General features: G+C 41.9%; 21 protein-coding genes. 13 read left to right on the forward strand and 8 right to left on the reverse strand.

From position 1 onward, the window contains the following. The first annotated feature begins 142 nt into the window (after positions 1-142). Positions 143-2287 carry a KamA family radical SAM protein gene (locus BQ8014_RS05240; RefSeq protein ID WP_080903447.1) on the forward strand — a complete coding sequence of 715 codons (2145 nt, stop codon included), beginning with the start codon at positions 143-145 and terminating at the stop codon, positions 2285-2287. Here BQ8014_RS05240 and BQ8014_RS05245 read toward each other — a convergent pair. Next, positions 2284-3114 (reverse strand): CvfB family protein, encoded by an 831-nt coding sequence (locus BQ8014_RS05245; protein ID WP_080905828.1) that lies wholly within the window; start codon positions 3112-3114, stop codon positions 2284-2286. The genes BQ8014_RS05240 and BQ8014_RS05245 overlap by 4 nt on opposite strands. 94 nt (positions 3115-3208) lie before the next feature. On the opposite strand from BQ8014_RS05245, the gene BQ8014_RS05250 reads away from it, so the two are divergent. Next, positions 3209-4351 carry a glycosyltransferase family 4 protein gene (locus tag BQ8014_RS05250; protein WP_080903448.1) on the forward strand — a complete coding sequence of 381 codons (1143 nt, stop codon included), beginning with the start codon at positions 3209-3211 and terminating at the stop codon, positions 4349-4351. A 146-nt stretch (positions 4352-4497) separates the two neighbouring features. On the opposite strand, the gene BQ8014_RS05255 is transcribed toward BQ8014_RS05250, so the two are convergent. Then, entirely contained in the window at positions 4498-5349 is an 852-nt protein-coding gene (locus tag BQ8014_RS05255) for a hypothetical protein (RefSeq protein ID WP_080903449.1), read from the reverse strand. Positions 5350-6010: 661 nt separating this feature from the next. On the opposite strand from BQ8014_RS05255, the gene BQ8014_RS05260 reads away from it, so the two are divergent. The 9 genes from BQ8014_RS05260 (at position 6011) to BQ8014_RS05300 (ending at position 15419) form a co-directional block, all read left to right on the forward strand. Next, a complete protein-coding gene (locus BQ8014_RS05260) occupies positions 6011-6274 on the forward strand; it encodes a hypothetical protein (protein ID WP_080903450.1) in 264 nt (87 codons plus the stop codon). 180 nt (positions 6275-6454) lie between these two features. Then, a complete protein-coding gene (locus BQ8014_RS05265; protein ID WP_080903451.1) occupies positions 6455-7441 on the forward strand; it encodes a glycosyltransferase family 2 protein in 987 nt (328 codons plus the stop codon). A 223-nt stretch (positions 7442-7664) separates the two neighbouring features. Continuing rightward, positions 7665-8312: a class I SAM-dependent methyltransferase gene (locus tag BQ8014_RS05270; protein ID WP_080903452.1), complete on the forward strand. Its 648-nt coding sequence runs from the start codon at positions 7665-7667 to the stop codon at positions 8310-8312. A gap of 85 nt (positions 8313-8397) precedes the next feature. Next, positions 8398-9792: an O-unit flippase-like protein gene (gene wzx / locus BQ8014_RS05275; RefSeq protein WP_304528736.1), complete on the forward strand. Its 1395-nt coding sequence runs from the start codon at positions 8398-8400 to the stop codon at positions 9790-9792. A 161-nt stretch (positions 9793-9953) separates the two neighbouring features. Further along, the gene (locus tag BQ8014_RS05280) at positions 9954-10865 is read left to right on the forward strand and encodes a glycosyltransferase family 2 protein (RefSeq protein ID WP_080903453.1); all 912 of its coding nucleotides are present in this window, start codon (positions 9954-9956) and stop codon (positions 10863-10865) included. Positions 10866-11095: 230 nt separating this feature from the next. Beyond that, positions 11096-12442 carry a glycosyltransferase gene (locus tag BQ8014_RS05285; protein WP_080903454.1) on the forward strand — a complete coding sequence of 449 codons (1347 nt, stop codon included), beginning with the start codon at positions 11096-11098 and terminating at the stop codon, positions 12440-12442. 11 nt (positions 12443-12453) lie between these two features. After that, positions 12454-13527, forward strand: coding sequence for a DUF1972 domain-containing protein (locus BQ8014_RS05290; RefSeq protein WP_080903455.1), 1074 nt, complete (start codon positions 12454-12456; stop codon positions 13525-13527). Positions 13528-13534: 7 nt separating this feature from the next. After that, complete coding sequence (locus BQ8014_RS05295) at positions 13535-14551, forward strand: Gfo/Idh/MocA family protein (protein WP_080903456.1); 1017 nt, start codon at positions 13535-13537, stop codon at positions 14549-14551. Between the two features lies 1 nt (position 14552). Then, a complete protein-coding gene (locus BQ8014_RS05300; protein ID WP_200814355.1) occupies positions 14553-15419 on the forward strand; it encodes a hypothetical protein in 867 nt (288 codons plus the stop codon). Between the two features lie 58 nt (positions 15420-15477). Here BQ8014_RS05300 and BQ8014_RS05305 read toward each other — a convergent pair whose 3' ends face one another. From BQ8014_RS05305 to BQ8014_RS05320, 4 genes are read right to left on the reverse strand one after another with little or no spacing between them, the layout of a single operon-like run. Continuing rightward, on the reverse strand, positions 15478-16236 hold the full coding sequence (locus BQ8014_RS05305) for a glycosyltransferase family 2 protein (RefSeq protein ID WP_080903457.1): 759 nt from the start codon (positions 16234-16236) through the stop codon (positions 15478-15480). Further along, positions 16223-17461 (reverse strand): hypothetical protein, encoded by a 1239-nt coding sequence (locus BQ8014_RS05310; RefSeq protein WP_234997989.1) that lies wholly within the window; start codon positions 17459-17461, stop codon positions 16223-16225. Before BQ8014_RS05310 ends, BQ8014_RS05305 begins: the two co-directional genes overlap by 14 nt. A gap of 35 nt (positions 17462-17496) precedes the next feature. Continuing rightward, on the reverse strand, positions 17497-19080 hold the full coding sequence (locus BQ8014_RS05315; protein WP_080903459.1) for a GumC family protein: 1584 nt from the start codon (positions 19078-19080) through the stop codon (positions 17497-17499). Positions 19081-19097: 17 nt separating this feature from the next. Continuing rightward, positions 19098-19940, reverse strand: a complete 843-nt coding sequence (locus BQ8014_RS05320; RefSeq protein WP_087880545.1) for a polysaccharide biosynthesis/export family protein — start codon at positions 19938-19940, stop codon at positions 19098-19100. A gap of 213 nt (positions 19941-20153) precedes the next feature. Here BQ8014_RS05320 and BQ8014_RS05325 point away from each other — a divergent pair, with 213 nt between their 5' ends. Beyond that, positions 20154-21467: a UDP-glucose dehydrogenase family protein gene (locus BQ8014_RS05325; RefSeq protein WP_080903461.1), complete on the forward strand. Its 1314-nt coding sequence runs from the start codon at positions 20154-20156 to the stop codon at positions 21465-21467. Here the strand turns inward: BQ8014_RS05325 and BQ8014_RS05330 are convergent. Both BQ8014_RS05330 and feoB read right to left on the reverse strand, forming a co-directional pair. Beyond that, entirely contained in the window at positions 21442-21708 is a 267-nt protein-coding gene (locus tag BQ8014_RS05330; RefSeq protein ID WP_139785085.1) for a hypothetical protein, read from the reverse strand. The two genes, BQ8014_RS05325 and BQ8014_RS05330, sit on opposite strands and share 26 nt — an antisense overlap. 12 nt (positions 21709-21720) lie before the next feature. After that, positions 21721-24183, reverse strand: coding sequence for a ferrous iron transport protein B (gene feoB, locus BQ8014_RS05335; RefSeq protein WP_080903463.1), 2463 nt, complete (start codon positions 24181-24183; stop codon positions 21721-21723). A gap of 312 nt (positions 24184-24495) precedes the next feature. On the opposite strand from feoB, the gene BQ8014_RS05340 reads away from it, so the two are divergent. Further along, on the forward strand, positions 24496-25929 hold the full coding sequence (locus BQ8014_RS05340; RefSeq protein ID WP_080903464.1) for a Gfo/Idh/MocA family oxidoreductase: 1434 nt from the start codon (positions 24496-24498) through the stop codon (positions 25927-25929). Positions 25930-25976 lie beyond the last annotated feature (47 nt).

The following is a 25976-nucleotide window of genomic DNA, read 5'->3' on the forward strand; positions in this document are numbered from 1 at the left end:
TTTCTTGTTTTTTTGTTATTTTTCTGTTAAAATGTAAGGGATAGGCTTGGGAAACCTTTGTTTTCCGAGGAAAATTGTTATATTTGTCTACTTGTCCATACGGATACATTATTAACCATTAAACATAACAAGAGGAATAACTATGGTAAAAAAAGATTACCTATTGTCCGATTTATCATTCTGCAGGGAATTATTCAACTGTGATTTCCCGCAATTGATAGCATTGGCCATTGAGAATGAAGATGCGGTATCATTCAAAAAGGCCTTGTCCTCTTATATATCCTCCTATGTTTCGACGAATGAGCAAGATTATGAATTAAGGAAAGCGGCGGAAGAGCGGATACGCCTTCTGATTCGGTACGACAACCGGACGGTAGACGAATTATCCACCGGGGAATCCCTGCCGATCCATACATTCACTTATTTCTGGCAGTTTCTGCGGGGCGAATTGGAAACGCCTGTTTCCCCCGATTTGTTTCTTGATTTGTATCATCAGTTTGTTGAGTTGGAACATCCCCATGCAGTTCATCCGGAATGCGAGACGGTGAAAAAGCAGATGAGCCGCTGGCCTACCGGATTGGATAAAGAGGTGATTGCCGTCCGGGAGAAAAACAAAAAGAGGATTATAAAGGGACTGATCCGCAAGATAGAACGAAGGGCTTCCGGCCATTCGAAATACCAATTCGAGCCGGATATGACTGAAGACGAAAAAACGGCGCGTGTCCGCGAATGGTGGGAAACCAGCCGTTTTCACCTGGCAATGGCAATTAAAAGCCCGACGGAACTGGACGCCTTCTTGGGCAATTCGCTTCCGGACGAAGTGATAGAGACGTTGATGAGGGCGAAAAGAAAGGGTATGCCTTTCTTTGTTACACCTTATTACCTATCCCTGTTGAACATTGAAAAGGAGGGGTACGACGATGCGACAATCCGCACCTATATCCTTTATTCCGACAAACTGGTCGATACCTACGGCCGGATCAAGGCCTGGGAAAAGGAGGATGTCGTGGAAGCGGGAAAACCGAATGCCGCCGGCTGGTTGTTGCCCGAAGGGCATAATATCCACCGTCGCTATCCGGAAGTCGCTATCCTGATCCCGGATTCGATGGGGCGGGCCTGCGGAGGGCTTTGCGCTTCCTGCCAACGGATGTATGATTTCCAAAGCGAGCGCCTGAACTTCGATTTCGAGGCGCTGGAGCCCAAAGAGACATGGGATAAGAAGCTGCGGAGGCTGATGCATTATTTTGAGGAAGATACCCAGCTACGGGATATTCTCATTACGGGCGGAGACGCCTTGATGAGCCAGGACAGTACGCTGCGAAAAATATTGGAGGCTGTCTATACGATGGCGGTACGCAAACGGAAAGCCAACGAGAAGCGCCCGGACGGGGAGAAGTATGCGGAACTTCAGCGGGTACGGCTGGGCTCCCGCCTTCCGGCTTACCTGCCTTTCCGTGTTACGGACGAGCTGGTCGGTATCCTGCGGGAATTCAAGGAAAAGGCTTCGGCTGTCGGAGTATCCCAGTTTTTCCTGCAGACGCATTTCCAGTCTCCGCTGGAAGTGACACCGGAAGCCCGGCGGGCGATCCGGGCGATCCGTTCGGCGGGCTGGATCCTGACGAACCAGTTGGTCTATACGGTTTCCGCTTCCCGAAGGGGGCATACGGCAAAATTGCGCCAGACGCTGAACAAGGAAGGTGTCGTCTGTTATTATACTTTTTCGGTGAAAGGTTTCATGGAGAATTATAGAGTGTTTACCCCGATTGGCCGTTCGCTGCAGGAACAGCGGGAAGAGAAGATTTTCGGACGGGTACCGGAAGAGAAGAAGGAAGAACTAAACCGGATTATCCGTCAACCGGAGTCGCTCGACAAAAGCCTTACAGCTTTCCTGAAAGAGAACCGACTGCTCTTTGCTTCAACCGACCGGAGCGTCCTGAACCTGCCGGCTATCGGTAAAAGTATGACGTTCCGTACCGTCGGATTGACGGAAGACGGCAAGCGGATTCTGAAGTTCAGCCACGACCACAGCCGCCGGCATAGTCCGATTATCGACCGGATGGCGGATATTTATATTGTGGAAAATAAATCCATTGCCGCTTATCTCAGGGAATTGCAGGCAATGGGAGAGGATGTCCGCGAATATGCTTCCATCTGGAATTATTCGGAAGGAGAAACCGAACCGCGTTTCCGGATTTTCGAATATCCGGGTTATACTTTTATCCCTACCGAAGAGATGACAAACCTGGATCTCGGCGATAAGGACTTGTGCAAAGACATCAGCGCTTAGGCCAAGCGGATGCCTTGCGCCTCCAGGAGGATTCTCTTTTGCTTATAGAGGGCGCCGACCGCCTGCTTGAACGCCTTCTTGCTGCAATGAAAGAGTGCATGGATTTCTTCCGGATCGCTTTTGTCGCCGACCGGAAGGAAGCCGCCGTGCAGCCGCAGTGATTCGAGGATCATGCCGGCAATGCCTTCCACTTTTGCGTAGCCGAGCGGAACGATGCTTAGGTCGATTTTGCCATCCTCCCGGATCTCTTTGATGTATCCTTTCAGATGTTCCCCGATTTCTATCTTCCGGAAGACATCGTCGCGGTAAATAAGCCCGGAATGGAGATTGTTGATGACGGCCTTATAGCCGAATTCATTTTCCTCGAAGACCAGCAATTGTACCTCCTGGTTGTATTCATAGGGGGGAGGCGTGTTGTTGAGGTATTTCTCAATGCGGGCGGTTCCCATGATACGTCCGGTGACCTCGTCTATGCGGATGAAAACCGTGTACCAACGGCCAGCCTGCATGGTCGATCGCTGTTCGCGGAAAGGAACGAACAAATCTTTCATGATTCCCCAATCGAGGAAAGCTCCGATTTCGTTCACCTCCCTCACCTGCAGGAATTGAAATTCACCGACTGTTGCTTTAGGGCGGGCAGTAGTCGCGATCAACCGTCCTTCATTATCGTGATAAATAAAAACTTCAATTTCGTCCCCAACTCCGGTATTCTGTGGTACGTAACGGGTGGGCAATAAGATCTCCTGTCCATCCCCGCCGTCCAGATACAACCCGAAGTCGACCGCTTTGACGACCTTCAGTCTATTATATTTTCCTACCTCTGCCATAACCATTTTTTGCAAAGGTAAGGAATAATCAAAATAAAAAAGCATGTTGTATTTTTTCTTACCTTTGTTGCAATGACGTTATAATTCTTTCTTTATGGGAAAAACAAAGATCGGTTTTGTTTCGGAAGCGGCGCCAACCGATAAGAGTGCCTGGTCGGGGACTACCAATAAATTGTACGAGCAAATATTCCAATGCGATGTGGAGGTCGTATGGATCCCTTTCAAAGTGAATTTCCTATCTTATTGTTATAAGGTATTCTTGTTTATAATCACCAGATTAACGGGGAAGCGATACTCGTTTTACCATACGATACCCGTTGCCCGGCAAATTTCCCGCTCGGTCGACCGGAAACTGCTGGAGTCCGTAGACCTGTTGTTTCTCCCCGGCGGTTCCTGCATCCTGTATGAATTGGAAACGGATAAACCCATTATTTACTTGACGGATGCAACTTTTGCTTCTCTCTATAATTACTATCCGTTGGTCAGTAATTTTCTGCCTTTTAATGTCAGGCAAGGCAATCTTCTCGAACAGAAAGCCTTGGATAAAGCGTGGCGGATCATTGTTTCGTCGGACTGGTGCAAAGAATCGGTCGTCAGGGACTATTCGATCGACCCGTCGAAAGTCGTCCTGATAGAATTTGGGGCGAATGTGGAAGAAAAAGATATCCCGGAACAGAAAGTACATTTTTCGGGCGGCAAGCTGAATCTCCTGTTTCTCGGAGTCGATTGGGACCGGAAAGGAGGTGACGTAGCCGTCGATTGTGTGGAGGCTTTAAACCGGATGGGGATACCTTCCGTCCTTCATGTGATGGGCACGGACGTTCCCCAAAAGCATGAAAAGAAGGCCTTTATCCAAGCGCACGGCTTTTTGCGTAAAAGTGATCCGGAGGAATACCGGCAATTCATATCGGTCATTCGCCAATCCGATCTACTTTTGTTACCGACACGGGCGGAATGTTCCGCCATCGCCTTTTGCGAAGCTTCAGCCTATGGATTGCCGATCATTACCTACGACACCGGAGGTATCCCCAGTTATGTGGGGAATGGCGTAAACGGCTACCGGCTACCCCTGAGTGCCGGGGGAGAAGAGTTTGCCGCCCGGATTCAATCCGTCATGGAAAAGAAAGAACTTCCTCGTTTGGTCGAAGGTTGCCGGACGGCCTATGCCGATCGTTTGAATTGGCGGAAATGGCGCGAACACTTCGAACGCCTTATTCACTCAAATTCTATCCCGTAAAAATTAGACCAGATTTCTCTCCCGGAAGTAATGCCCAGTTGGATGGTATGGGTCCCTTCGAGCCTTAACACAAAACAACTTTACCTAAATTACCTATCTCCAGTTTGGCACTTAACCCCATCGCCTTAAATAGCTTTGTCTATGATTTATTCTAAATTCTCATTTATCCCATGCTTCTTGAAATAATAACTTTGGGTATAAAGGCCCAGTTTGTTTAAAACCGTTTTAAACTTTTCTTTGTATCTATATAGCAGCGGATTGTTCTTTCTATTGCTTACGAGCACTTTGCAATAAATAGAGTTAGGATATTCTTTCGGTACATACAACCAATTCTTTGACGCATATTCCCAGGGCCTGTCCCCATAATTGGACGGATCCCTGAAAACGGGGAGATTGTGTTTCTTAACGACTATGGAAAGAATAGACTGATCTTCACGGTGTTCCACAAAATCGTCGAACTCCGCAATGTCAGGCCGGAAATAACGCGGAGAGATAATCCTTTCATCACAACAGTACTCCAACCATTCGCAAATAAGTTGTTCTGAGAATGCACATTTTTTTAAAAGCAGGTAGCTCGCTAATACTTGGTTTTGTTCATAATTAGCATAGTTCATCAAATGGAAGGTTTCCTTTTTAGTAAATTGCCTTGCTAAAAGAGGCAATTCAAATGTCATGACGGTTTGATTATTTTTTTCCATGCAATCGATTAGAAGCTGGATTCTATTTACATAAAAGGCTCCGGCATCGCAATAAAATAAGTAATCGCCTTCGTTTATTTGTCTTAAAGTTTTAAGGATAATATATGGTTTCCACAACCAAAGTCCTGCTCCCCGTTTATAAGCAAGTATCTTCTTGTTTTTTTCTCTGAACGCTTCCTCTATGTCATTGGGAGAATATTCTATCACAACATCAACCCGGCCTTTTGAATAGGCGGTCTTGGTATTGAATTTACGCTCAGTTTCATATAACTCGTTTGCATAGTTAATGGCATAAATCATATCTTAATGGGGCTTATTGTTTTTGCAATCATTTGATATCTTTTATTCTCACAGGTGCCAATTATGAATAATACACATACATAACCTCTATTTTTATTGTAATACACACAAACATAGAAGTATAAAAAGGAGAATTTTTAATATCCTAAATGATTTCGTGTTTAAATGTTTATAGATTTATTATGTGAGTATGGTCTGGATGTATCAAAATTGGTACCGGCCGCGATAGAAGAACCGTATAACATCGAGCGGAAACCGCAAATTATGTTATATAGTATACCTCAGAAAATCATATTCAATTCCTCTTGGTATATAGCAGAATTCCTGAGGTTAACTGAAACTACATCAATATGTCACTTGTAAATGTAGTAAGAAGAAATGGTTCCTGATATTCTCTTACTGTTAAATTAGCTATTTTACCTGTCGCTGGAAACTTTTTAAGAAATATATTATAGGGAATCAACAACTGGTAAGAAATATTCATTATAGGGCATTTTTATAATCAACAGTTGGAAAACAGTCCCAATAAATACTCATATCCGTACAACGATAGATTCAACTTATTATTTTACCAAGGTTAGTCACCAGGTTAACCTTGGTAAGCCTGGTGGTTCACCATGGTGGGCCACCAGGCCCATCATGGTATAATAAAAAAACGAGTATGGTGAACGAAACAAACGAATTTACTCCTTTGTTGGGCGGAGTGCCCTCACTCCGTCGTGTTGGAAGCAAAGCCTCTGCTTTGCCTATCCTTAAAAAAGGAGAATCATTGCGAGGCGGGAGCCTCGCTTTTATCACCGACAGAAGCTGGAGCTTCTGCCGAACAAAACAGGAGTTTAAATGTTTGGCCTGCATGCTGAAAACAGGATCGAGTCCGCTGGCGGACTCGATTGGCAGTTCATTTATCCATTTATTAGTATACTGATCACTGTTCTATCCGGCCTTTTCCAATGAGTCAGGGGTAATATTTAGTGTCAAATTAATACGGATGAGACCGGCTTAATTATGGTTAAAAGAAAGCGGACTTCCTGTAATTAAAAAGGCTCTCAAATAATTTTCCGGATAGATTGGCGTTAATGTAAGAAAAGATCGTAATAAAACCGAAATGGCTTATTCCTCAAATCCTAAAATATCAATTATTATACCGGTATATAATGCAGAGAAAACACTATCCCGCTGTATAGATAGTATATTAGTACAAACTTTCCGTGACTTTGAACTGCTTTTAATAGACGACGGGAGCGAGGATCAGAGCGGGGAGATGTGCGAGAATTATGCACGGCAGGACAACCGGGTGGTTGTTTTTCATAAAGAGAATGGAGGAGTCGGTTCGGCCCGGCAAGTGGGAATAGAGAATGTAAACGGACAATATACGATACATGCCGATAGCGACGACTACATAGATGCCAATATGCTCTCCGAATTATATGCTTGTGCAGAAAGGACAAAGGCGGGAATTGTCTATTGTGATTTTATAATGGAAAAGAATGGGGATTCCCATATAGAAAAACAGGATTTCGGAGAATCCAGTGTAGAATGCATCTATTCTATGCTAATGCACCGGATGCATGGGAGCCTATGGAATAAACTGATTGCAACCTCTATTTTTAAAGAAAACCGGATTAATTTCATTCCGGGCGTTGATGTATGGGAAGATCTTTATTTTTCCATCTGCTGTTTCAGCCAACATCCTGAAATTTCTTATTTGGACAAAGCCTATTATCATTATGTTGAAAGGGATGATTCTTTAGTAAGTTCGATTTCATATCGAAGAATCGAGGGACAAATCCTTGTGGCCCAAAAAATATCAATTTTATTATCGGATGATGAGAGGTTTAATGATGGAATTGTATTTACAAAATTACAATCCAAGAACGAGTATTTGTTTTATGGAAAAACGTTCGATTCTAAAAAATGGAAGGACGAATTACCTCTTGCCAATGAGCAAATTATAAGAGCTAAGATTCCTTTTGGGAAAAAAGTATTTTGCCTTTTAGCGAATTCGGGGTTTACATTTTGCCATAAGCCTGCACTATTATTAAATCAATTTTTAAAAAGGCTTGTCCGTAAAACAAAAAGGAACTTTCAGTGAATTGTTTATTGCGGAGTATACTTGGTCGTTAAATTGAATATTTCTTATTGAAATCGTAATATTATTAAATATTTCATATATGGATTATTTGGAATACTTTTGCCTGCTATTTATGTTCATCTATTAGGATCTGGATTATACTGGCATTAAAAGAAAAAGAGATGAATCAACCCTGTTTATTCTATGTTCATGTTATGAACATAAACTATAAAAACAAAAAGAGATGAAGAAAATCATTGAATATTATACTCAAGCAAGGCCGGAAGTTGCGGTATATATACCGCAAAAGACTAAAACCATTTTGGATATCGGATGTGGCCAGGGAGTATTCTTGAAGTTTATCAAACAACAGATAGGAGCTGAGACGTGGGGCATTGAAGTACAAGGCGAGGTTGCCGAAAAAGCAAAAGAGTGTATAGATCATGTCTTGATTGGCAAGATTGAAGATCAAATTGATTCAATACCGGACAATTATTTTGATTGCATTACCTTTAATGACGTCTTGGAACATTTACTCGAACCGACGATGGTATTACAATTAATAAAACCTAAATTATCAAAAGAGGGTGTTATTGTAACCTCTATACCTAATGTGAGATATATCCATAATCTATACGAATTACTTGTTCTCAAGGACTGGGAATATAAAGATTGGGGCATTTTAGATTCAACTCATTTCCGCTTTTTCACTCGCAAAAGCATGAAAAGAATGTTTGAAGATGCAGGATATACTTTATTATATCAAAAAGGTATAAACGAAACGGACTCTAAAAAATTCAAGATACTCAACTTTCTCACATTTGGGCTGTTAAATGATACGAAGTATCTTCAGTTTGTTAATATCGCTAAGATTGATAAAGAAAAAGAGTAGTTTGCCGGAATAAAAACGGATATTTGCGTAATCTAAATAAAACTTTTTTGTGGGAACCAATCCTATATTAATAACTAAAAAAGATGTGTTTTGGAGCTATCTCGCTCAGGGGGTATCAATCGGTTCAGGCCTATTAGTTCTCCCTTTTATTCTTAGGCTGTCAAACGCAGAAATCGGATTGAATTATTTAATGATAACTATCTCTTCGTTAGTTATGCTGTTTGATTTTGGCTTTTCCCCGCAGTTTGGAAGGAATATTACCTATGTTTTTAGCGGTGCCAAAACCTTAAAAAAGGAAGGAGTTGACTTCTCTGATGACGACAGGGAAGTGGATTACCGTTTACTGACGACATTAATCTATACGGCAAAGTATGTATACAAAAGAATAGCGAGCATAGCCCTCTTCTTTCTTCTGACAATAGGTACCGTTTATATATGGGAAGTTACCGATCATTTTGTGACAGTCAAACATACTTTAGTCATTTGGGTATTATATTCTTTATCCGTGTTTTTTAATATTTATTTTTCATATTATAATTCGTTATTGATCGGTAAAGGATTTATTAAGGAATCGCAAATCGCAACCATTACGTCAAAAACGCTTTATCTCTTATTAACCATCGGATTAATTTACGCCGGGTGGGGGCTTATCGGATTAGCTGTAGCCAACCTGATTTCTCCTTTTCTTGGCCGGTATATTTCCTATATCTATTTTTATACAAAAGATTTAAAGCATAAAATAGCAGGCATTAAAATTGAAAAGAGAGAAATAAAAGAACTCTTTTCAATCATATGGTATAACTCCAAACGAATAGGTTTGGTATCACTTGGCGGATTTGCTGTTGCGCGGGTAGGGTTATTTTTATCCGGTATCTATTTATCGATGGAAGAAGTCGCCTCCTATGGTTTAATGTTACAACTGATGGGAGTCATCTCAACCATATCCAACACATTTGTTTCCGTACAAGGCCCCACATTTGCATCCTATCGTGTAAAAAAAGACATGTTGTCCTTGACCAAGAGATTTGCCTTCTCGATGGTTGTATTTTATTTCTTGTTTTTCTGCGGTTCTTTCTTTATGATATTTATAGTACCTAAATTACTTATATTCATACATTCAAATGCGATACTCCCAGCCCTGCCTATTCTTGTTTTATATTGCATTATAAGTCTTTTGGAAAATAATCATGGAAATTTCGCCGGAATTATTTTATCTAATAATAGCGTGCCTTTTTTTAAAATCTCTCTTATTTCCGGGGGATTCGTACTGCTGATTCAATTTCTATCATTAACATTTACCTCTTTGGGCCTCTTAGGACTTGTCCTCGGTCCGGGACTTGTCCAACTGGCTTATAATAATTGGAAATGGCCGATGGATGTGCTAAAAGAATTCGGAATTAGTTATTTAACCTTTCTTAAATTAGGTGCAAAGGAAAGTATCCGGCTTATGAAACAAGTTCTTACGAAAACGATACAATGAGAAATACTATTCCGATTATGCATTTATTACTACCTTAGCAGCGATAGTGATTTCCGGCTTATACTTTATGGTTGGCCAAATTCTATTTATTAAAAATGAAATTATGATTGAGGGAATGGCGTTTTTGCTAAAAAATAAGCTTTCTAAAAAATAAATAAGAAATGGATTATAAAATAGATACATCTATTATAATCGTAAATTATAATACGAGCAGGTATGCAATTGATGCGATCGATTCTATATTCGAAAAGACAACAGGTCTTTCTTATGAGGTTATTGTTGTGGACAATAACTCTTCAGAAAGTGACTTGAATGCTATAAAAGAAAGATATAAAAATAGGATCAACCTTATCCCTCTGACCGAGAATATCGGATTCGGAAGAGCAAATAACGAAGCCCTTAAGGTAGCGGAAGGAAGGAATATCCTGTTTCTAAATCCTGATACCAAACTTATTAACGATGCTATCAAGATTTTAAGTGATTTCTTGGATAAGCATGACAAGGTTGGTGCATGCGGAGGTAATCTTTTTGGTGAGGAAGGGAAGCCCAATATGTCTTATGAAAGATATTTCCCTTCAATCTTTGCTGAAATCAATATATTTTTGTCTAACATTCCCCGTAAAATCTTATTCGGTCGTAATGCCCTTTTTAACCATAGTAAAAAGGTGAAACCGGTTGCTTTTATAAGCGGGGCGGATTTAATGACCAAGCGGTCTGTTATAGAAGAAATAGGTGGCTTTAATCCCTTGTTCTTTATGTATTATGAGGAAACCGAATTGTGTTTCAGGATTAATAAAGCCAAATATAAAATAATGTCTGTTCCCGAAGCTGAAATACAGCATTTAGACAGTTGTTCATTCGAGAATAGAATGAGCCGTAAAAAGTACGAGTTATTCTACCGGAGTAAACATGTTTTCTTTGATCTATGTTATTCCAAACAATACAAGATGATTTGCTTTTTCTTGCAGAATATTTTTTTAGATATAAGGATCTTCCTTGCTTTTGTCTTAAAGAGCAAAGGATATTCTTATTGGAAATTTCAGAAAGAGATCACTAAATCTTATAATAATTAGTGTTGATTTTAATTGCCGGATTGGTGATTAAGGTGGATTTGTTTGCAATAAAGAAGTCTTCATCAACGTTACAAAAGATAAGGAAGTAAGATTAAATCCAAAGAGATAAAATATAGAATGAAGGTTTTAATTGATATATATTGTTTTGATTTTGAGCTTTCTGGGGATTTAAATTCCTCTTTGGAAGGATTATATGCCGAATCGGCGAAAATAGTAACCCAATATAGAAGATGAACATTCTGCATTATACATTGGGGTTACCGCCTTACAGAAAAGGAGGCCTTACAAAATATGCGACCGATTTAATGATGGAACAAACGAAACAACATAATGTCCTTCTTTTGTATCCGGTTTCTTCATCTATGAAACCCGGTATTTATTTTGAAAAGGCTACGTCTGATATAAAAGTTTATAAGTTAAGGTCATACATTCCAATTCCCTTGCTTGATGGGATCAAAACTCCCTCGGATTTTATGGAAAAAACGGGCAAGTCATTTCGGGAAGCCGTATTATCGTTTTTAAAACGGGAGAAAGTGGATATTCTTCATCTTCATACTTTGATGGGTCTACCATTCTCTTTTGTAGAAGAGATGAAAAAACAAGGAGTGAAAATCATTTATACGACCCATGATTATTTTGGATTATGTCCTAAGGTCAATTTTATAAATGAACGGGGCGTCAATTGTGAAAACGATAGTTTATGCAGTCCCTGTAATTTCAACGCTCCTTCTACTTTTTATTTAAGGCAGATACGAAATTCTTCCTATCTGCTTAGGTTCAAAGATCTTCTGAAAAAAATAAGGTCATACATTCCTGTTTCTTCAAAAGAGAAAAGAACCGGTTTCTCCAATGAAGATGAAAAAAAATATGCTGCCCTTAGGAGATATTATATCCAAATATTGTCATTGGTTGACTGCTTTCATTTTAATAGTTCGGTGTCAAAAAAAGTTTACTTGAAATACATATCTCCGGCGAAGTGTGAAGTGATCAACATCCTGCATGCGGATATAAGGGATAACAGAAAGAAAAAACAGATAAATAAAGAGAACGTCCGCATTGGATATATCGGAAGCAGCGCCCCTTTTAAAGGGTTGCCCTTGTTGTTGGATGTTCTAAAGAAAATCAAAGAAAACAAGATAAATAATTGGACGTTATGCATCATTGGTGATTTTTGCCCTATTGATAAGGAAATAGCAGGCCATGTCGACTTCAGGAAATCCTACAACTATGAGAATATGGAGTCTATTTTCAGTCAGTTCGATATAATAATTATGCCGAGTTTGTGTAATGAAACGCTGGGTTTTGTTGCCCTGGAGGCTATTTCTTTTGGCGTTCCGGTTCTTTTGTCGGATAGTTGCGGAGTCAAGGATATTATTGGAGGCATAACTCCGGATTTAATCATTAAAATGAATAAGGAAACTCTTTTTTCTTCTCTTGATTCATTATTGAAAGACCCGCAATCGATTGAATCTTATAACACTCGAATTTTAAATTCGGATTTTAGTTTCGACTTCCTCCATCATGTAGGCCGTATAAATCAATTATATGAAAAACTGCTGGATGAGAGTTTCTCGTAAATATAGATGAAATGAAGATAGCAATTGTCGGTATCCAGGGTATTCCAAATAATTACGGCGGGTTTGAGACGCTCACGGAATACCTGGTAAAATATTTATCGCGTGATTTTGAGATCACCGTTTATTGTTCATCAAAAGATATTAAAACGAAACAAACGACCTGGAATGGCGCTAAACTGGAATATATACCCATAAGTTCCCATGGAGCGCAGGGAATTATTTACGATAGCATTGCCTTATGTAGAGCCTGTTTTTCCAATGATAAAATTTTGTTCCTTGGCTTTGGGGGTGGTTTTGTCATACCTCTGTTAAAGAAATTCAAGCCGAAGATCATTCTTAATTTCGGAGGTTTGGATTGGAAGCGTGACAAGTGGTCTGCATCGGCACAGCGGATGATAAAAATAGCGGAACGTAACCTGGTAAAAAACAGTTCGGTTGTCATCGCGGATAATATTGGCATACAACAATATATAAAGCAAGAATATCAGATAGACGCCCCCTTGATCGCCTATGGGGGGGACCAGGCAAAACATTTGCCGGTAACGGATGGAATGAAAGAACGTTATCCTTTTTTAAATAGCCGGTATGCTTTTTCTGTTGCCCGGATACAGCCGGACAATAATATCGAAATGATGCTGGAGGCCTTTAGCCGGTTTCCCGGCTTTCCATTTGTTATTGTGGGCAATTGGAATGTATCTGCATTTGGGCGGAGCCTTAGAAATAAATATGCAGGACAGAAAAACTTATTTTTGCTGGATGCTATTTACGACAGGGAGATTTTAGATGTATTGAGAAGCAACTGTGCTGTCTATTTGCACGGACATTCGGCCGGAGGAACAAATCCTTCTTTATGCGAGGCTATGTACCTGGGATTGCCTGTCATCGCATACGCTTCCGGTTACAATGAATATACAACACAAAATGATGCTATTTATTTTAAAGATAAAGATACATTAGCGGCAATAATTGATCAAATTGATAGTTTTAATCTAAAGATGATCGGGGAAAAGCTCGAAAAAACAGCCCGAGAATACTATCGTTGGTCGGAAATCGCATTGAAATACAAAAGAATTATACTAAAATAAGAAAGACATGCTTAAAGCTGCAGTAATAGGATTAGGTAAAATGGGGCTCTCCCATGCCGTTATTGTAAATGCACATCCTGATGTGGAGATGGTTGCCGTATGTGACGCATCGACACTCATCTTGGATGCGTTCAGGAAATATACGCAAGTGAAAACCTACACTGATTATGTGAAGCTGTTGAACGAAGAAACATTGGACTTTGTGGTTGTCGCTCTTCCTACAAAATTTCATTATCCGGTAGCCAGGATGGCTTTGGAAAAAGGGATCCATGTATTTTGTGAAAAGCCGTTTGTCCTTCATACGGAAGAAGGGGAGGAGTTGGTTCGTTTGGCAAATGAAAAAGGGTTGGTTAACCAAATCGGATACCATAATCATTTTATCGGCACATTCAGGGAATTAAAGCGGTTATTACAGTTAAATATTTTAGGCAAATTATTCCATTTTTCAGGGGAAGCTTACGGCCCGGTAGTCGTGAAATCGAAAGGAGGAACCTGGAGGTCCAAACCGGAAGAGGGCGGTGGCTGCTTATATGATTATGCCTCGCATGTTTTAAATCTGATACAGGAAGTTATCGGCAGACCTACGAATGTCAAAGGAACATTATTGAAAAAAATGTATTCGGCAGATGTGGAAGATGCCGTTTATAGCCTGTTGGAACTGAAGAATGGGCTGACAGGTACGCTTTTGGTAAATTGGAGTGATGAAACTTACCGTAAAATGTCGACCTCATTGACCATTCAGGGAGAGAAAGGAAAAATTATCTGCGATGCTACCGAATTGAAGGTTTTTCTTAAAGAGGCGGATGCAGTGCTTGGATATGATAAAGGATGGACAATTAAGTATATTACGGATTTTGCCGTCCCTGTCAATTTCTATCTCCGGGGTGAAGAATATTCTGCCCAGATAGATTATTTTGTTCATTGCATTAAAGAACATGTTCTTACGGAAACTAATACTTTCGAACAGGGTTTGTATACCGACAAAGTAGTAAATATGATTATTCAAAACAATAAACAGTATTGAGATGAAAATGGAAAGAGTATTATTCGGGGATAATCAATTTTTTGCGGTTAACCATTTATCCGATGAGAAATCAAGGCAACAAGCGATCCGCTTTAAAGACGATAGATCCATTATCAATGTTTTGGATAATGCCATAGAGATGGGCATTCATACGTTCATGTGTACGACCCATGACCGGATCGCCAATATTTGCGACCATATCAGGAAGTATCCGGAGCATTATGCGGATTTCAAGATCTATCCTTGCATGCCTTATGCCCATAAATATGCTAATGCCGTTACCGAGCTCGGTATTATGGGGACTATCCAACAATATGTTCCGGGGAATATCTTCAGTACCTTTGCCAAAGGCGGACTGGCCTTTTTCAGTAAAGATTACGGAAAACTGATGGAAATACTGGTGGATGCAGAGATGAAAATGTTCAAAGGGATCAACACCCCTGTCATATTCATTCAGAATGTGATTACAGATATGATCTTAGGATTGAAAATGTATGATTTCCTGTTGGAATATGATCGATACATCCGGAAAAAGTACAACGCCGAACCTGGATATATTACAATGAATATGCCGGCTTTGTTAGATGCGCTAAATGCGGTAGGGATAAAAAATCCCATCATTTGTTCTTCCATCAATAAGATCGGATTCAGAATGTCGGGAGGAAAAGAACTTTATGAAAAATACCTTGAGGAAAAAGAATTCCGTCCGATAGCGATGCAAGTCCTTGCCTCGGGGGCTTTACGTCCTAAAGAAGCTATTGAATACCTGGGACAATTCCCTCGTATTGAGTCGGTACTGTTCGGAGCTTCTTCTAAAGAACATATTAAAGAAACAAAAGAATTAATAGATTCTATGTTTTCGAGATAATAGTTGATTGTTTCGGGCTAAAGTGAGCGACTGTTCCTCGGTTAAAGTGTAGAATCCGTTAAAATCGTAGAAGAAATATTTTCGTTTTTAATAAAAAAAGAAAGTAATGAATGTACTTATTCCAGCGAAGGTAGAGGCGGGTAAGAAAATTTCTGTTTATATGTAGATTGAGAATGGCACATGCTTCGTCTATTGCTTTTATACTCATGCTCATTCCTCCTGCTCCCATATTTGCCACTATTTCATTTAGGTAAGCCGTCTTTAAACGTTCTTTTTTTCTTAACAATAGCTCATAGTCGCCACATATTTTGTATTTTAAGTCAAAAGTTCCGATTTCCTGGAATAATTTTCTACTATGCAAAGAGGCGACATGGGCAATCTTCATTTCTTTTGAAAACAAGGGCCAGCTCCAGGTTTCTCCGATTACTTTGATTTTTTTTCCTGAAGAATCCATATAGTTCACCCGGGCGGAGATATATTCTATTGAAGGATCTTTTAAAGTGGATAAGAACTTCGTATATTTTTGTATGGCGTCAGGACATAATGTATCGTCCGCCCCTAAAAATAGGATCCATTCCCCTTGGGAAGCTTTGATTCCTTTATTCCATGCATCATAAATTCCCCGATCTTTTTCATGGATATAGTAATTGATAAGATCTTTATTTGACTCAATTATTTCCATGGTAGAATCGGTAGATCCGCCATCGATGACCAATAATTCAACATTTTCATCTTTTTGCGGGCGTATGCTGTCTATACATTTTTGCAAAGTGGCAGAAGCATTATAGGTCGCTATGATAATACTAAATTTTTTCATCTACTGTTTGATTTGCTCTGCGTTGTAGCTGGGCGTACGAATAGCCTGCTAAAATAATTAAGTAGCAAGACTCTCCGGAAAAAAAACCATTCACTACCAATAGGGAGAAATTAAACGATAATACAGTAGCTAATAATAGGGAAAAGAAGAATTTCGAATCATTGTCTCCTTGCTTTGAAAGCTTGAATCCTTTATATAGGAGTAGAAAAGAGAAAAGCAATTCCAGGACAATCCCGACTAAACCGGTCTTTACAAGCAAATAGGCAAAACCATTGTGAAAAATAGGGATTTCATAGAGGGATAAGAATGGCATAATTAGCTCATATTCTAAAATAACGGTTTTTCCGAATCCGAATCCGAAAAGTTTCTGGAAACTGCCTCCGTTTAAAAAGGTGTTGACTGCTTCGTATAATTCATAGGCTCTCCAATTATGGACAACCGACTCGTAATCCTCAAAAGATTGCATGAACATTTCCGTAATAGAGTTTTTGAGCTTCTCTGCAAGGAAGTTGTCCCCGCTTAAGGCAATGGCAATCACTCCAATGATCCCAGCTATGACGAAAATAAATATAACATTGCCTATTTTTTTGTATTTACTTGTAGAGGAATAATATAATAGAGGGATTAAGTATAATAGCAAGGTAAGATAATAGACCCGTGAGGCAAAGTAATAGATAACTAATAAATTTATAATCAAAAAGGCAAGCCAATACAAAGTCCCTATTTTGAACTCTTTTAAATAGCGTTGGCCGAATAAAATGAAGATAGTTGCCAACACCGGAAGGGGCATTCCTGTCCCTACGCCATAACGGGTGCGTTCCGTATCTCCTACAAACAGGGTGTCAAAATGGAATGTTAATTCGAATAAGTAGACAAAAGAATAGAGCGTTCCGAATAAAACGACTATAAGGATCAATTTCTCCATCGGGATATACCTGTAGATGAAATATCCCATCATAAATGCCGCTATGGGAAAGGAGAAATAAGCATAATCCCGCAAAATATGTATAATCCCGTATCCGGTTCCTATCCGTGTGCCTAATACCAGCAATAAAGCCAGAGGAATCAGAATCGTAAACTTTCTTATTTCGGTCAAATCTTTACATAAAAAATAAGTCACTACTATCAGTGGAATACCGAACGATATGATTTGATTCCTGTATCCGGCTATAGCAAGTATAAACAGGAACAAAACCAATCCGAAATATTCAACTTTTTGTAACATATTTTTTCCCATGAAAGAGCTTTCTCTTTTTGATCTTATAAGTCTTGCAAGAGCCTTTTAACTGTTAATATTACTGTCGGAATAGCCAATGCTAAAAGGATAGCGATAGAGAATATGAATAATTTATTGGGTTTAACCGGTTTGCTTAGGCTGTATGCGGAGTCAATGATCTTCGCTTTTTCCATGGACGTTGCCAATTTCATCGCTGCTTCTTCCTTCTGTTGCAACAGGAAAAGATAAAGTTCGGATTTGATTGTTTGCTGACGCTTTATATCCAAAAATTCCCTTTCCTGAGTCGGCATTTTCTTGATACGGGATACAAATTCGGATTCTTGTTTCTTCAAGTCGATCCTTGCAAAATTAAATCCGGATTTGATGCTTTTAAACGTTTCCAATACATTCTGCCTCATGATTTCAATTTGCTTATTCAGTAATTGGACATTCGGGTTGTCTTCTGTAGTCGTTTGCAAAAGCCGGTATCTCTCCAATAGGAAATTATTATACTGCTGCAGGCCTTCCGAGGCCGTTTTTTCTATAACTCCCATATTAAAGGGGGCCAAGGCGTATTTGTTCTTAGGATCCTTCAGGAAGTCTTCGATCAGGCCGACTGTCGCATATTGGATCTCGGAATCGATCAATTTCTCTTTAAAATCGCCATTTTTTGTGAGCATAATCTCCGCTTCCGTTTCAATATCTGTCAGGTTGTTTGCTATTTTGAATTCTTCCAATCGTTTTTCAATATCATTTAATTCCTCCTGATTAATCGCGATCCTTTGATCAAAGAATTCGACGGAGCGTTGGGCTGATGTGTTTTTATCTTCAATGCCTTCCTCGTTGTATATTTTAACCATTGTATTCAGAAGATCCTTTCCCCGTTGGACGTTTGTTTCTTCAATGCTTAGGTTGATACCGTTTGCCTTTTTCTCCTTTATGCTTATTTCAATATTTTTGGAATAGATTTCAGCTGTAAGATCATAACCGAGGAAAACGATATCCATGGATTCTATCGGCCTTTTTGAGAAATATTCAGTCTTGTCGATAATGAAATCGCCATATTCTGTAGTGGACAATATGAGTGGGAAGGTTTTGCCGGAGACTTTGCCTACGGTGGACCACCATCCGTCTTTAGCTTTGACATGTACCGTTCCGTCTTTTTCAGTTTTCAATTTGAAACTGATGGCACTATTGAACGTCTCGGCCAGATTCTCTTTTGATTTGATGATGAAAGGGCTGTTGTTGTAATAATCTTTTTTTGTGAATAGGTTCCCGCTTGTATAGGCTACGTTTAATCCCAATTCGGCAACCGTTTTCCGGATCAATGTATACGAATTGATGAGCAAAAGCTCGTCGTCAACGGAAGCGCTTCCTACATTCAGCGAACTGCCGAAAGAAAAGCCCTTCAGCATGGAACTCATCGCACCGCTTCCTCCCTTGTCCGATTCATTCTTGATTAATAGGTTTGCATCTACCTGATATACCGGTTGTGTGACATTAATATATAATACGGATATTAATACACATATAACGATTGATATCAGAAACCAGTTCCAATACCCGAATGCATTTTTTAATTCCTTGAATAGATTGATGGAGGATTCTTTTACCTCTGCATTTTCCATAGGATTTATCTTATTTATTATTTTGAAATTGAGACTATAGAAACTATAACGCTCGCAACGACGGATATAATACTTGCCGTGGCGGTAACAACCGATAATTTGAATTGTTCGGTTTCGCTATATTGGGAACCTTTCTTGCGCTTATTGTTCGGTTCAATGTAAAGGACGTCATTTTGTTGCAGGTAAAAATTGGGGTCTACCAAAAAATCGCTTCGGGTTAAGTCAAAGACAAAGATTTGCTTTTTGCCGTTAAGATCTCTAATCACTTTTACATTGGTGCGGTCTCCGTATATGGTCATATCGCCTGCATATCCCAGCGCATCTAGAATAGAGACGCGATCCGTTCCGATCGTATAACTTCCCGGTATTCTCACTTCACCTAAAACCGTTATTTTATAATTGATAATATTTAAATTGACAATCGGATCTTTCACATATGCTTTTAGCTTCTCTTGTAGGAGTTGAATCGCGTCTTGCTTACGCATTCCCGAGATTTTGATGTTTCCCAGTATTGGGAAATTAATATAACCGGATACATTTACCGTATAAGTTTGCATTGCTTGTGAGGCGCCTATATCTTTTGTGCCCGTACCTGTTGCAGATCCGGAACTTCCGATAACAATCCCTTCTTTGACAAAAGAAACTAAAGGTAAATTAAAAGGGGCGACGGCTAAGGGGTCGGTAGACGAAACGGCGATCGTTAATACATCTCCTTCCTTTATCATAGGATCGATGTAGTTTTTCATCTGTGTAATTTGCTCTTCTCTTAAATCGTTACCTCCCTGGAAATAGGCGATGTCTTTCGGAGTCGAGCAGGCAATAAGCGAGTAGGCCAATATTCCCATTAAAACAAATTTCATTACTTTCAGCATAAATTTTCAAATAAGTTGCAAATATACGTTTTTTAATCCACGAGGCTAACCTATAGGGTCAAGAATGACTTAGGCAAAGCTACGTTTATAACGATGCTTTTTCTGTTATATTGCTGCATCCCGAAGGAAAAAACAACTGTTTTTTATCACTTCTTTATAATTAAACATCTATATTTGCAACCCATCGAAGTTTTATAGAACATGAAAATAGCAATTGTTGGTACGGGGTATGTCGGGTTAGTATCGGGGACATGCTTTGCTGAGATGGGGACGGAGGTCTTTTGTGTGGATATCGATGCGCAGAAGATCGAGAACCTGAAGAAAGGGATTATCCCTATTTATGAACCCGGATTGGAGGAGATGGTAAACCGGAACCATGAGGCCGGACGCCTTCAGTTTACCACGGATTTGCGGAAAGTGCTGAATGAAGTCGAGGTGCTGTTCTGCGCGGTAGGAACGCCTCCCGATGAAGACGGAAGTGCCGATCTGTCTTATGTGCTCGAAGTAGCGCGTACGGTAGGACGTTACATGGAAAAATATGTGCTGGTGGTAACCAAGAGTACGGTTCCGGTCGGCACTGCCGTCAAGATAAAGCAGGCTATCAGGGAGGAGTTGGATAAACGGGGAGTGGAAATCGATTTCGATATCGCTTCCAATCCCGAATTCCTGAAGGAAGGCGCTGCGATAAACGACTTCATGAGCCCGGACCGGGTCGTCGTAGGCGTGGAATCCGAACGGGCGAAGAAATTGATGACGGCGTTGTACCGTCCTTTCCTTTTGAATAATTTCCGTGTCATCTTTATGGATATCCCTTCGGCCGAAATGACGAAATATGCGGCCAATGCGATGCTGGCGACGCGTATCAGCTTTATGAATGATATCGCCAACCTTTGTGAAGTGGTAGGCGCAGACGTGAATATGGTGCGGAAAGGCATCGGTACGGATGCCCGGATCGGCAGCCGTTTCCTTTATCCCGGCTGCGGATATGGCGGCTCTTGTTTCCCTAAAGACGTGAAGGCATTGATTAAGACGGCCCAGTCCCATCACTATACGATGCGGTTGTTAGAAGCAGTGGAAGAGATTAATGAAGACCAAAAGTCGATCCTGTATAAGAAATTGGAAACGCATTTCGCCGGGGACCTGAAAGGGCGCCGCATCGCTGTTTGGGGCTTAGCATTCAAGCCGGAAACGGATGATATGCGCGAGGCCCCTTCCCTGGTACTTATAAATAAATTATTGGAAGCCGGATGCCGGGTTTACGCCTATGATCCTGTCAGCATCCCCGAAGCCGAACGCCGGCTCGGAGACCGGATCTCTTTCGGCAAGGATATCTATGACGCCGTGGTGGATGCGGATGCTTTGTTGCTGGTAACCGAATGGAAAGAATTCCGGATGCCTTCCTGGCAAGCCGTCAAAAAACTGATGAAGACGCCTGTCATTCTCGATGGGCGGAATATCTACGAACCGGCCGAGCTGGAGGAACTCGGATTTACTTACCATTGCATCGGGCGGTAGCCCCTCTGCCGTTCGTCAGGAACAGCAGTTTTTCTCTTTTTTGACAACCGGCTTTTTCTTGGACGGAGCGCACTGGTTGCATCCGGGACAGGTCGTTTCCCCTCTCCTGGAGGCAGCGGCGGCTTCGTACACCTTCCATGCCACGTATGCTACGGTGGCTATGCCGATGAGGATGATTGCTATTTCCTGCCACATATAAATTATATTCTTCCTTTTTCTTAATAACCGTTTTGTCCGCCAAATGTTTTTGTCCTTATACGAATAATCCTCCCACCTGATGGACGATGAAGGCGACTATCCAGGCGAGCAGGCAGGTGTAGACGACAATAAAAACCCCCCACTTCCATGAACCGGACTCGCGCACAATGGCGGCTACCGTCGCTATGCAAGGGAAATAGATCAGGACGAAAAGCATGAGGCATAGCGCAACGAGAGGGGTAATCACCAACTCCCCGGCTGCGTTCCGGTCCTGCAACAGGCGGTCGGAGAGTGCTTCCGTCTCTTCGGAATCTCCGGTGTACAGCACACTCAAGGTGCTGACAACAATCTCTTTGGCAGCCATTCCCGAAAGGAGGCTGACGCTGATTTTCCAGTCGAATCCCAATGGGCTTAAAATGGGCTGTATCGTCTTGCCGATCCGGCCGATATAGGAGCTCTCCTGATGGTCGATGGCTTTCAGGCGTTCCAGTTCCGTTATCTGCTCCTGCTTGTCCGAATCATTCAGCCCGGCATTCTCTATCGAAGCGATTTGGGAGTCGAACTTATCCCCATTCACTGAGTGGATGGGAAAATAACCTAAAAACCAGATGATAATGGATGCGACTAAAATAATTCCCCCCATCTTATGAAGGTACTGTTTGGCTTTTTCCCACATATGGATCAAGACCGAACGGCTGGTCGGTTTGCGGTAAGGAGGAAGCTCCATGACGAAAGGAACATCCTCTGTTTTGAACAGGAAACGTTTGAACAGGCGCGCCATGATGACTGCCAGTGCAATTCCGGTAACATAGAGCAACAGGAGTATTAAGCCGGCGTGTTCCGGGAAAAAGGCTCCTGCCAGCAGGACATAGACCGGAAGCCGGGCGCTGCAGCTCATCAACGGATTGACCAGCATCGTGATCATCCGGCTGTTGCGGCTTTCGATGGTACGGGTCGACATGATGGCCGGAACATTGCAGCCGAAGCCCATGACCAGGGAAATGAATGATTTTCCGTGTAAGCCCATCTTGTGCATGATCTTATCCATAATGAAAGCAGCCCGCGCCATATAGCCGGTATCTTCCATCAATGAGATAAAGAAATAAAGGATCAGGATGTTCGGCAGGAAGACGATCACGCCTCCGACGCCTCCGATCACGCCGTCTACCAGCAAGTCCTTCAACGGACCGTCCCCCATCTGTGTTCGTATCAGGTTGCCGATCCAGGCAACCAGGCTCTCTATCCAGTCCATCGGATATTGCCCAAGGCGGAAAGTTGCCTCGAACATGATAAGCAGGAAGAGGATAAAGACGGGGAATCCCCAATATTTATGAGTGACGATTTGATCGATGACGCTCGTCCTGGTTCTCCCCGGGGCCTTGTTTTGCTTTAGCGTCTCCATCAGGGCGCCGGCGATAAACCCGTAACGGGCGTCGGTGAAAGCGGTTTCGCTATCCTCGCGGAGGAACTGTTCGATATACTTGATATTCTGGTCCCGTTCGCGCAGGATGGGGATCGTGCCCGGCGAGCGGCGGATATACGCTTCTATTTCCAGATCCTTCTCCAACAGCTTGATGGCCAGGTAACGTTTGGAAATGCTCTCCTCCGTATATCCGAATTTCCTCAGGATATCCCGCATCGCGTCGATCGACTTCTCCAATGTTTCGCCGTAATTGATATGGATATGGCGGAGCACAGGATCCGTCCCTTCATAGACTTGTATCACCCGGTCGAACAGTTCTTTTATGCCGGCTCCCGTCCGTCCGTTAGTCGGCACGATCGGGGCGCCGATCATCCCGGAAAGCGCTTTGTAGTCGAAGATGCTTCCTGACTTTTCCAACTCGTCATACATGTTGAGGGCGATTGCCATGTGGACATCCATGTCGATTAACTGGCAGGTCAGGTAGAGGTTTCGTTCCAGGTTGGAGGCGTCGACCACATTGATGACGACATCCGGATGCTCTTCGTTGATCTGCCTACGCACATATAGTTCTTCCGGCGTGTAGGCGGATAGCGAATAGGTGCCCGGCAGGTCGACAATTTTGAACGTATAGCCGTTTTGCTTGAATACCGCCTCTTTGGCGTCGACTGTGACGCCGCTGTAATTGCCTACGTGTTCGTGGGCGCCGGAAGCGAAATTGAAGAGGGACGTTTTTCCGCAGTTCGGATTGCCTACCAGTGCGACATTGATTGTCCTTCCTTTGTCTATTGCGATGGAACGGAGCTCGTCGGAAAGAAACGTTCCGTTCGATTCGATCTTATTCTTTTGTAAAAGCGTTTGTTCAGTGGCTTCGGAAAGGCTGATGACTTCGATAAGTTCGGCGTCTTTTCTGCGAAGGGACACATCGTACCCCATTATCCGGTAATGTATCGGGTCTTTGAGCGGAGCGTTTTGTATGACTTCTACCTTTTTACCTCTGATAAACCCCATCTCGATAATCCGTTTGCGGAAAGCTCCGCGCCCCATTACCTTGACGATTACGCCGGCTTCACCGGTCTTGAGATCTGATAATTTCATATTACTGCATAGTAAGTCCGCAAAATTAGTCTATTTTCCAGGGATTAAAAATACCTATTGGTAGGTATTATTGCCCTCCGGAAGGATATAACCTGCTTAATCCGGCATTGCCGCTACCGAAGGCTTCCGTTTTCAAACAGAAACTTGCCAAACTATAACATCTTTTCACCTTTCGAGCGCGAATTGTGTACGCACACATGTTGCCATTGTGAAATATATTGATTTAATTTGTCGAATGAAAAAGAGTAAGTTCTATTCATGCAAAAAAAATAGAGTGAAGATTCGTATTCAATCTAATACACAATTACTACCATGGTAACAAGACGAAATTTTTTAAAGACTGCGACGATGGCTTCGGCCGGGTTGGCAGTAGGTGGTTTAAACTTAAGCGCTGCCGATCAATTGAGTGCAGCCAGTTATCAACGCGTCAAAGGGGCAAACGGTAAAGTCAACCTGGCTTGTATCGGGATCGGCAACCGGGGAGGTGAGATCCTGAATGAATTCGCCAAGACCGGCTTAGCTAATATCGTTGCTCTTTGCGATGTGGATATGGGGGCGAAGCATACCCAGGAAAATATGGCGAAGTTTCCCAATGCCAAACGATTCAAGGACTTCCGTGAAATGTTTGATAAGATAGGGAACGAGATCGATGCCGTTTCCGTAGGCGTGCCCGATTTTGCCCATTTCCCGATTGCCATGCTGGCCATTTCCCTGGGCAAGCATGTTTATGTTGAGAAGCCGATGGGACGTACGTTCCTCGAAGCCGAACTGCTGATGGATGCAGCGAAAAGACATCCGAAGGTGGTTACCCAGGTAGGAAACCAGGGCCATTCGGAAGCAAATTATTTTCAATTCAAAGCGTGGAAAGAAGCCGGAATCATTAAGGATGTAACAGCTGTGACGGCCCACATGAATTCGGCACGCCGCTGGCATGGTTGGGATACCAATATATATAAGTATCCCGAAGCGCAGCCTATTCCGGAAACATTGGATTGGGATGTCTGGACAATGGCTGCCCAGTATCATGAATACAATGAGAAATATCATTACGGGAACTGGCGTTGCTGGTATGATTTCGGTATGGGAGCCTTGGGCGACTGGGGAGCGCATATCCTGGATACCATTCATGAATTTTTGGAACTGGGATTACCTTACGAGGTCAACCCGGTGATGTTGAAAGGGCATAATGATTATTTCTTCCCGATGTCGTCCACGATCGATTTTAAATTTGCCGCCCGGAAGTCCATGCCGGCCTTAGATATTACCTGGTACGACGGAGTAGACAATGTGCCTCCGGTCCCGGCCGGATACGGAACGTCGGATCTGGATCCGAATATACCGACAGTAGCCGGAGGTAAAATCCAGCCGACCAAATTGAATCCGGGAAAGATCATTTATTCGAAAAACCTGACCTTTAAGGGAGGGTCGCACGGAAGTACTCTGTCTATTATCCCCGAAGAAAAGGCTAAAGAGATGAAATCGAAATTGCCTCCGGTACCGGAAAGTCCTTCCAATCACTATGCTAACTTCTTGTTGGGATGCAAAGGAGAGGAAAAGACCCGTTCTCCATTTGGAATTCATGGCCCGTTGAGCCAGGTATTCTCTTTGGGAGTGATGGCGCAACGATTAAATACAAAATTATTGTTCGATACGAAAACGAAGCAGATAACCAACAATCCTTTTGCCAACGCCATGTTGACGGGTATACCACCGCGTAAGGGTTGGGAAGAATTTTATAAATTATAATAATCAGGGTTCTCTTCTTTGGAGGGGACTATGAAAAATAAGCCACA

Origin of the sequence: Parabacteroides sp. Marseille-P3160 (genome assembly GCF_900162725.1) — a bacterium.
Lineage (GTDB): Bacteria > Bacteroidota > Bacteroidia > Bacteroidales > Tannerellaceae > Marseille-P3160.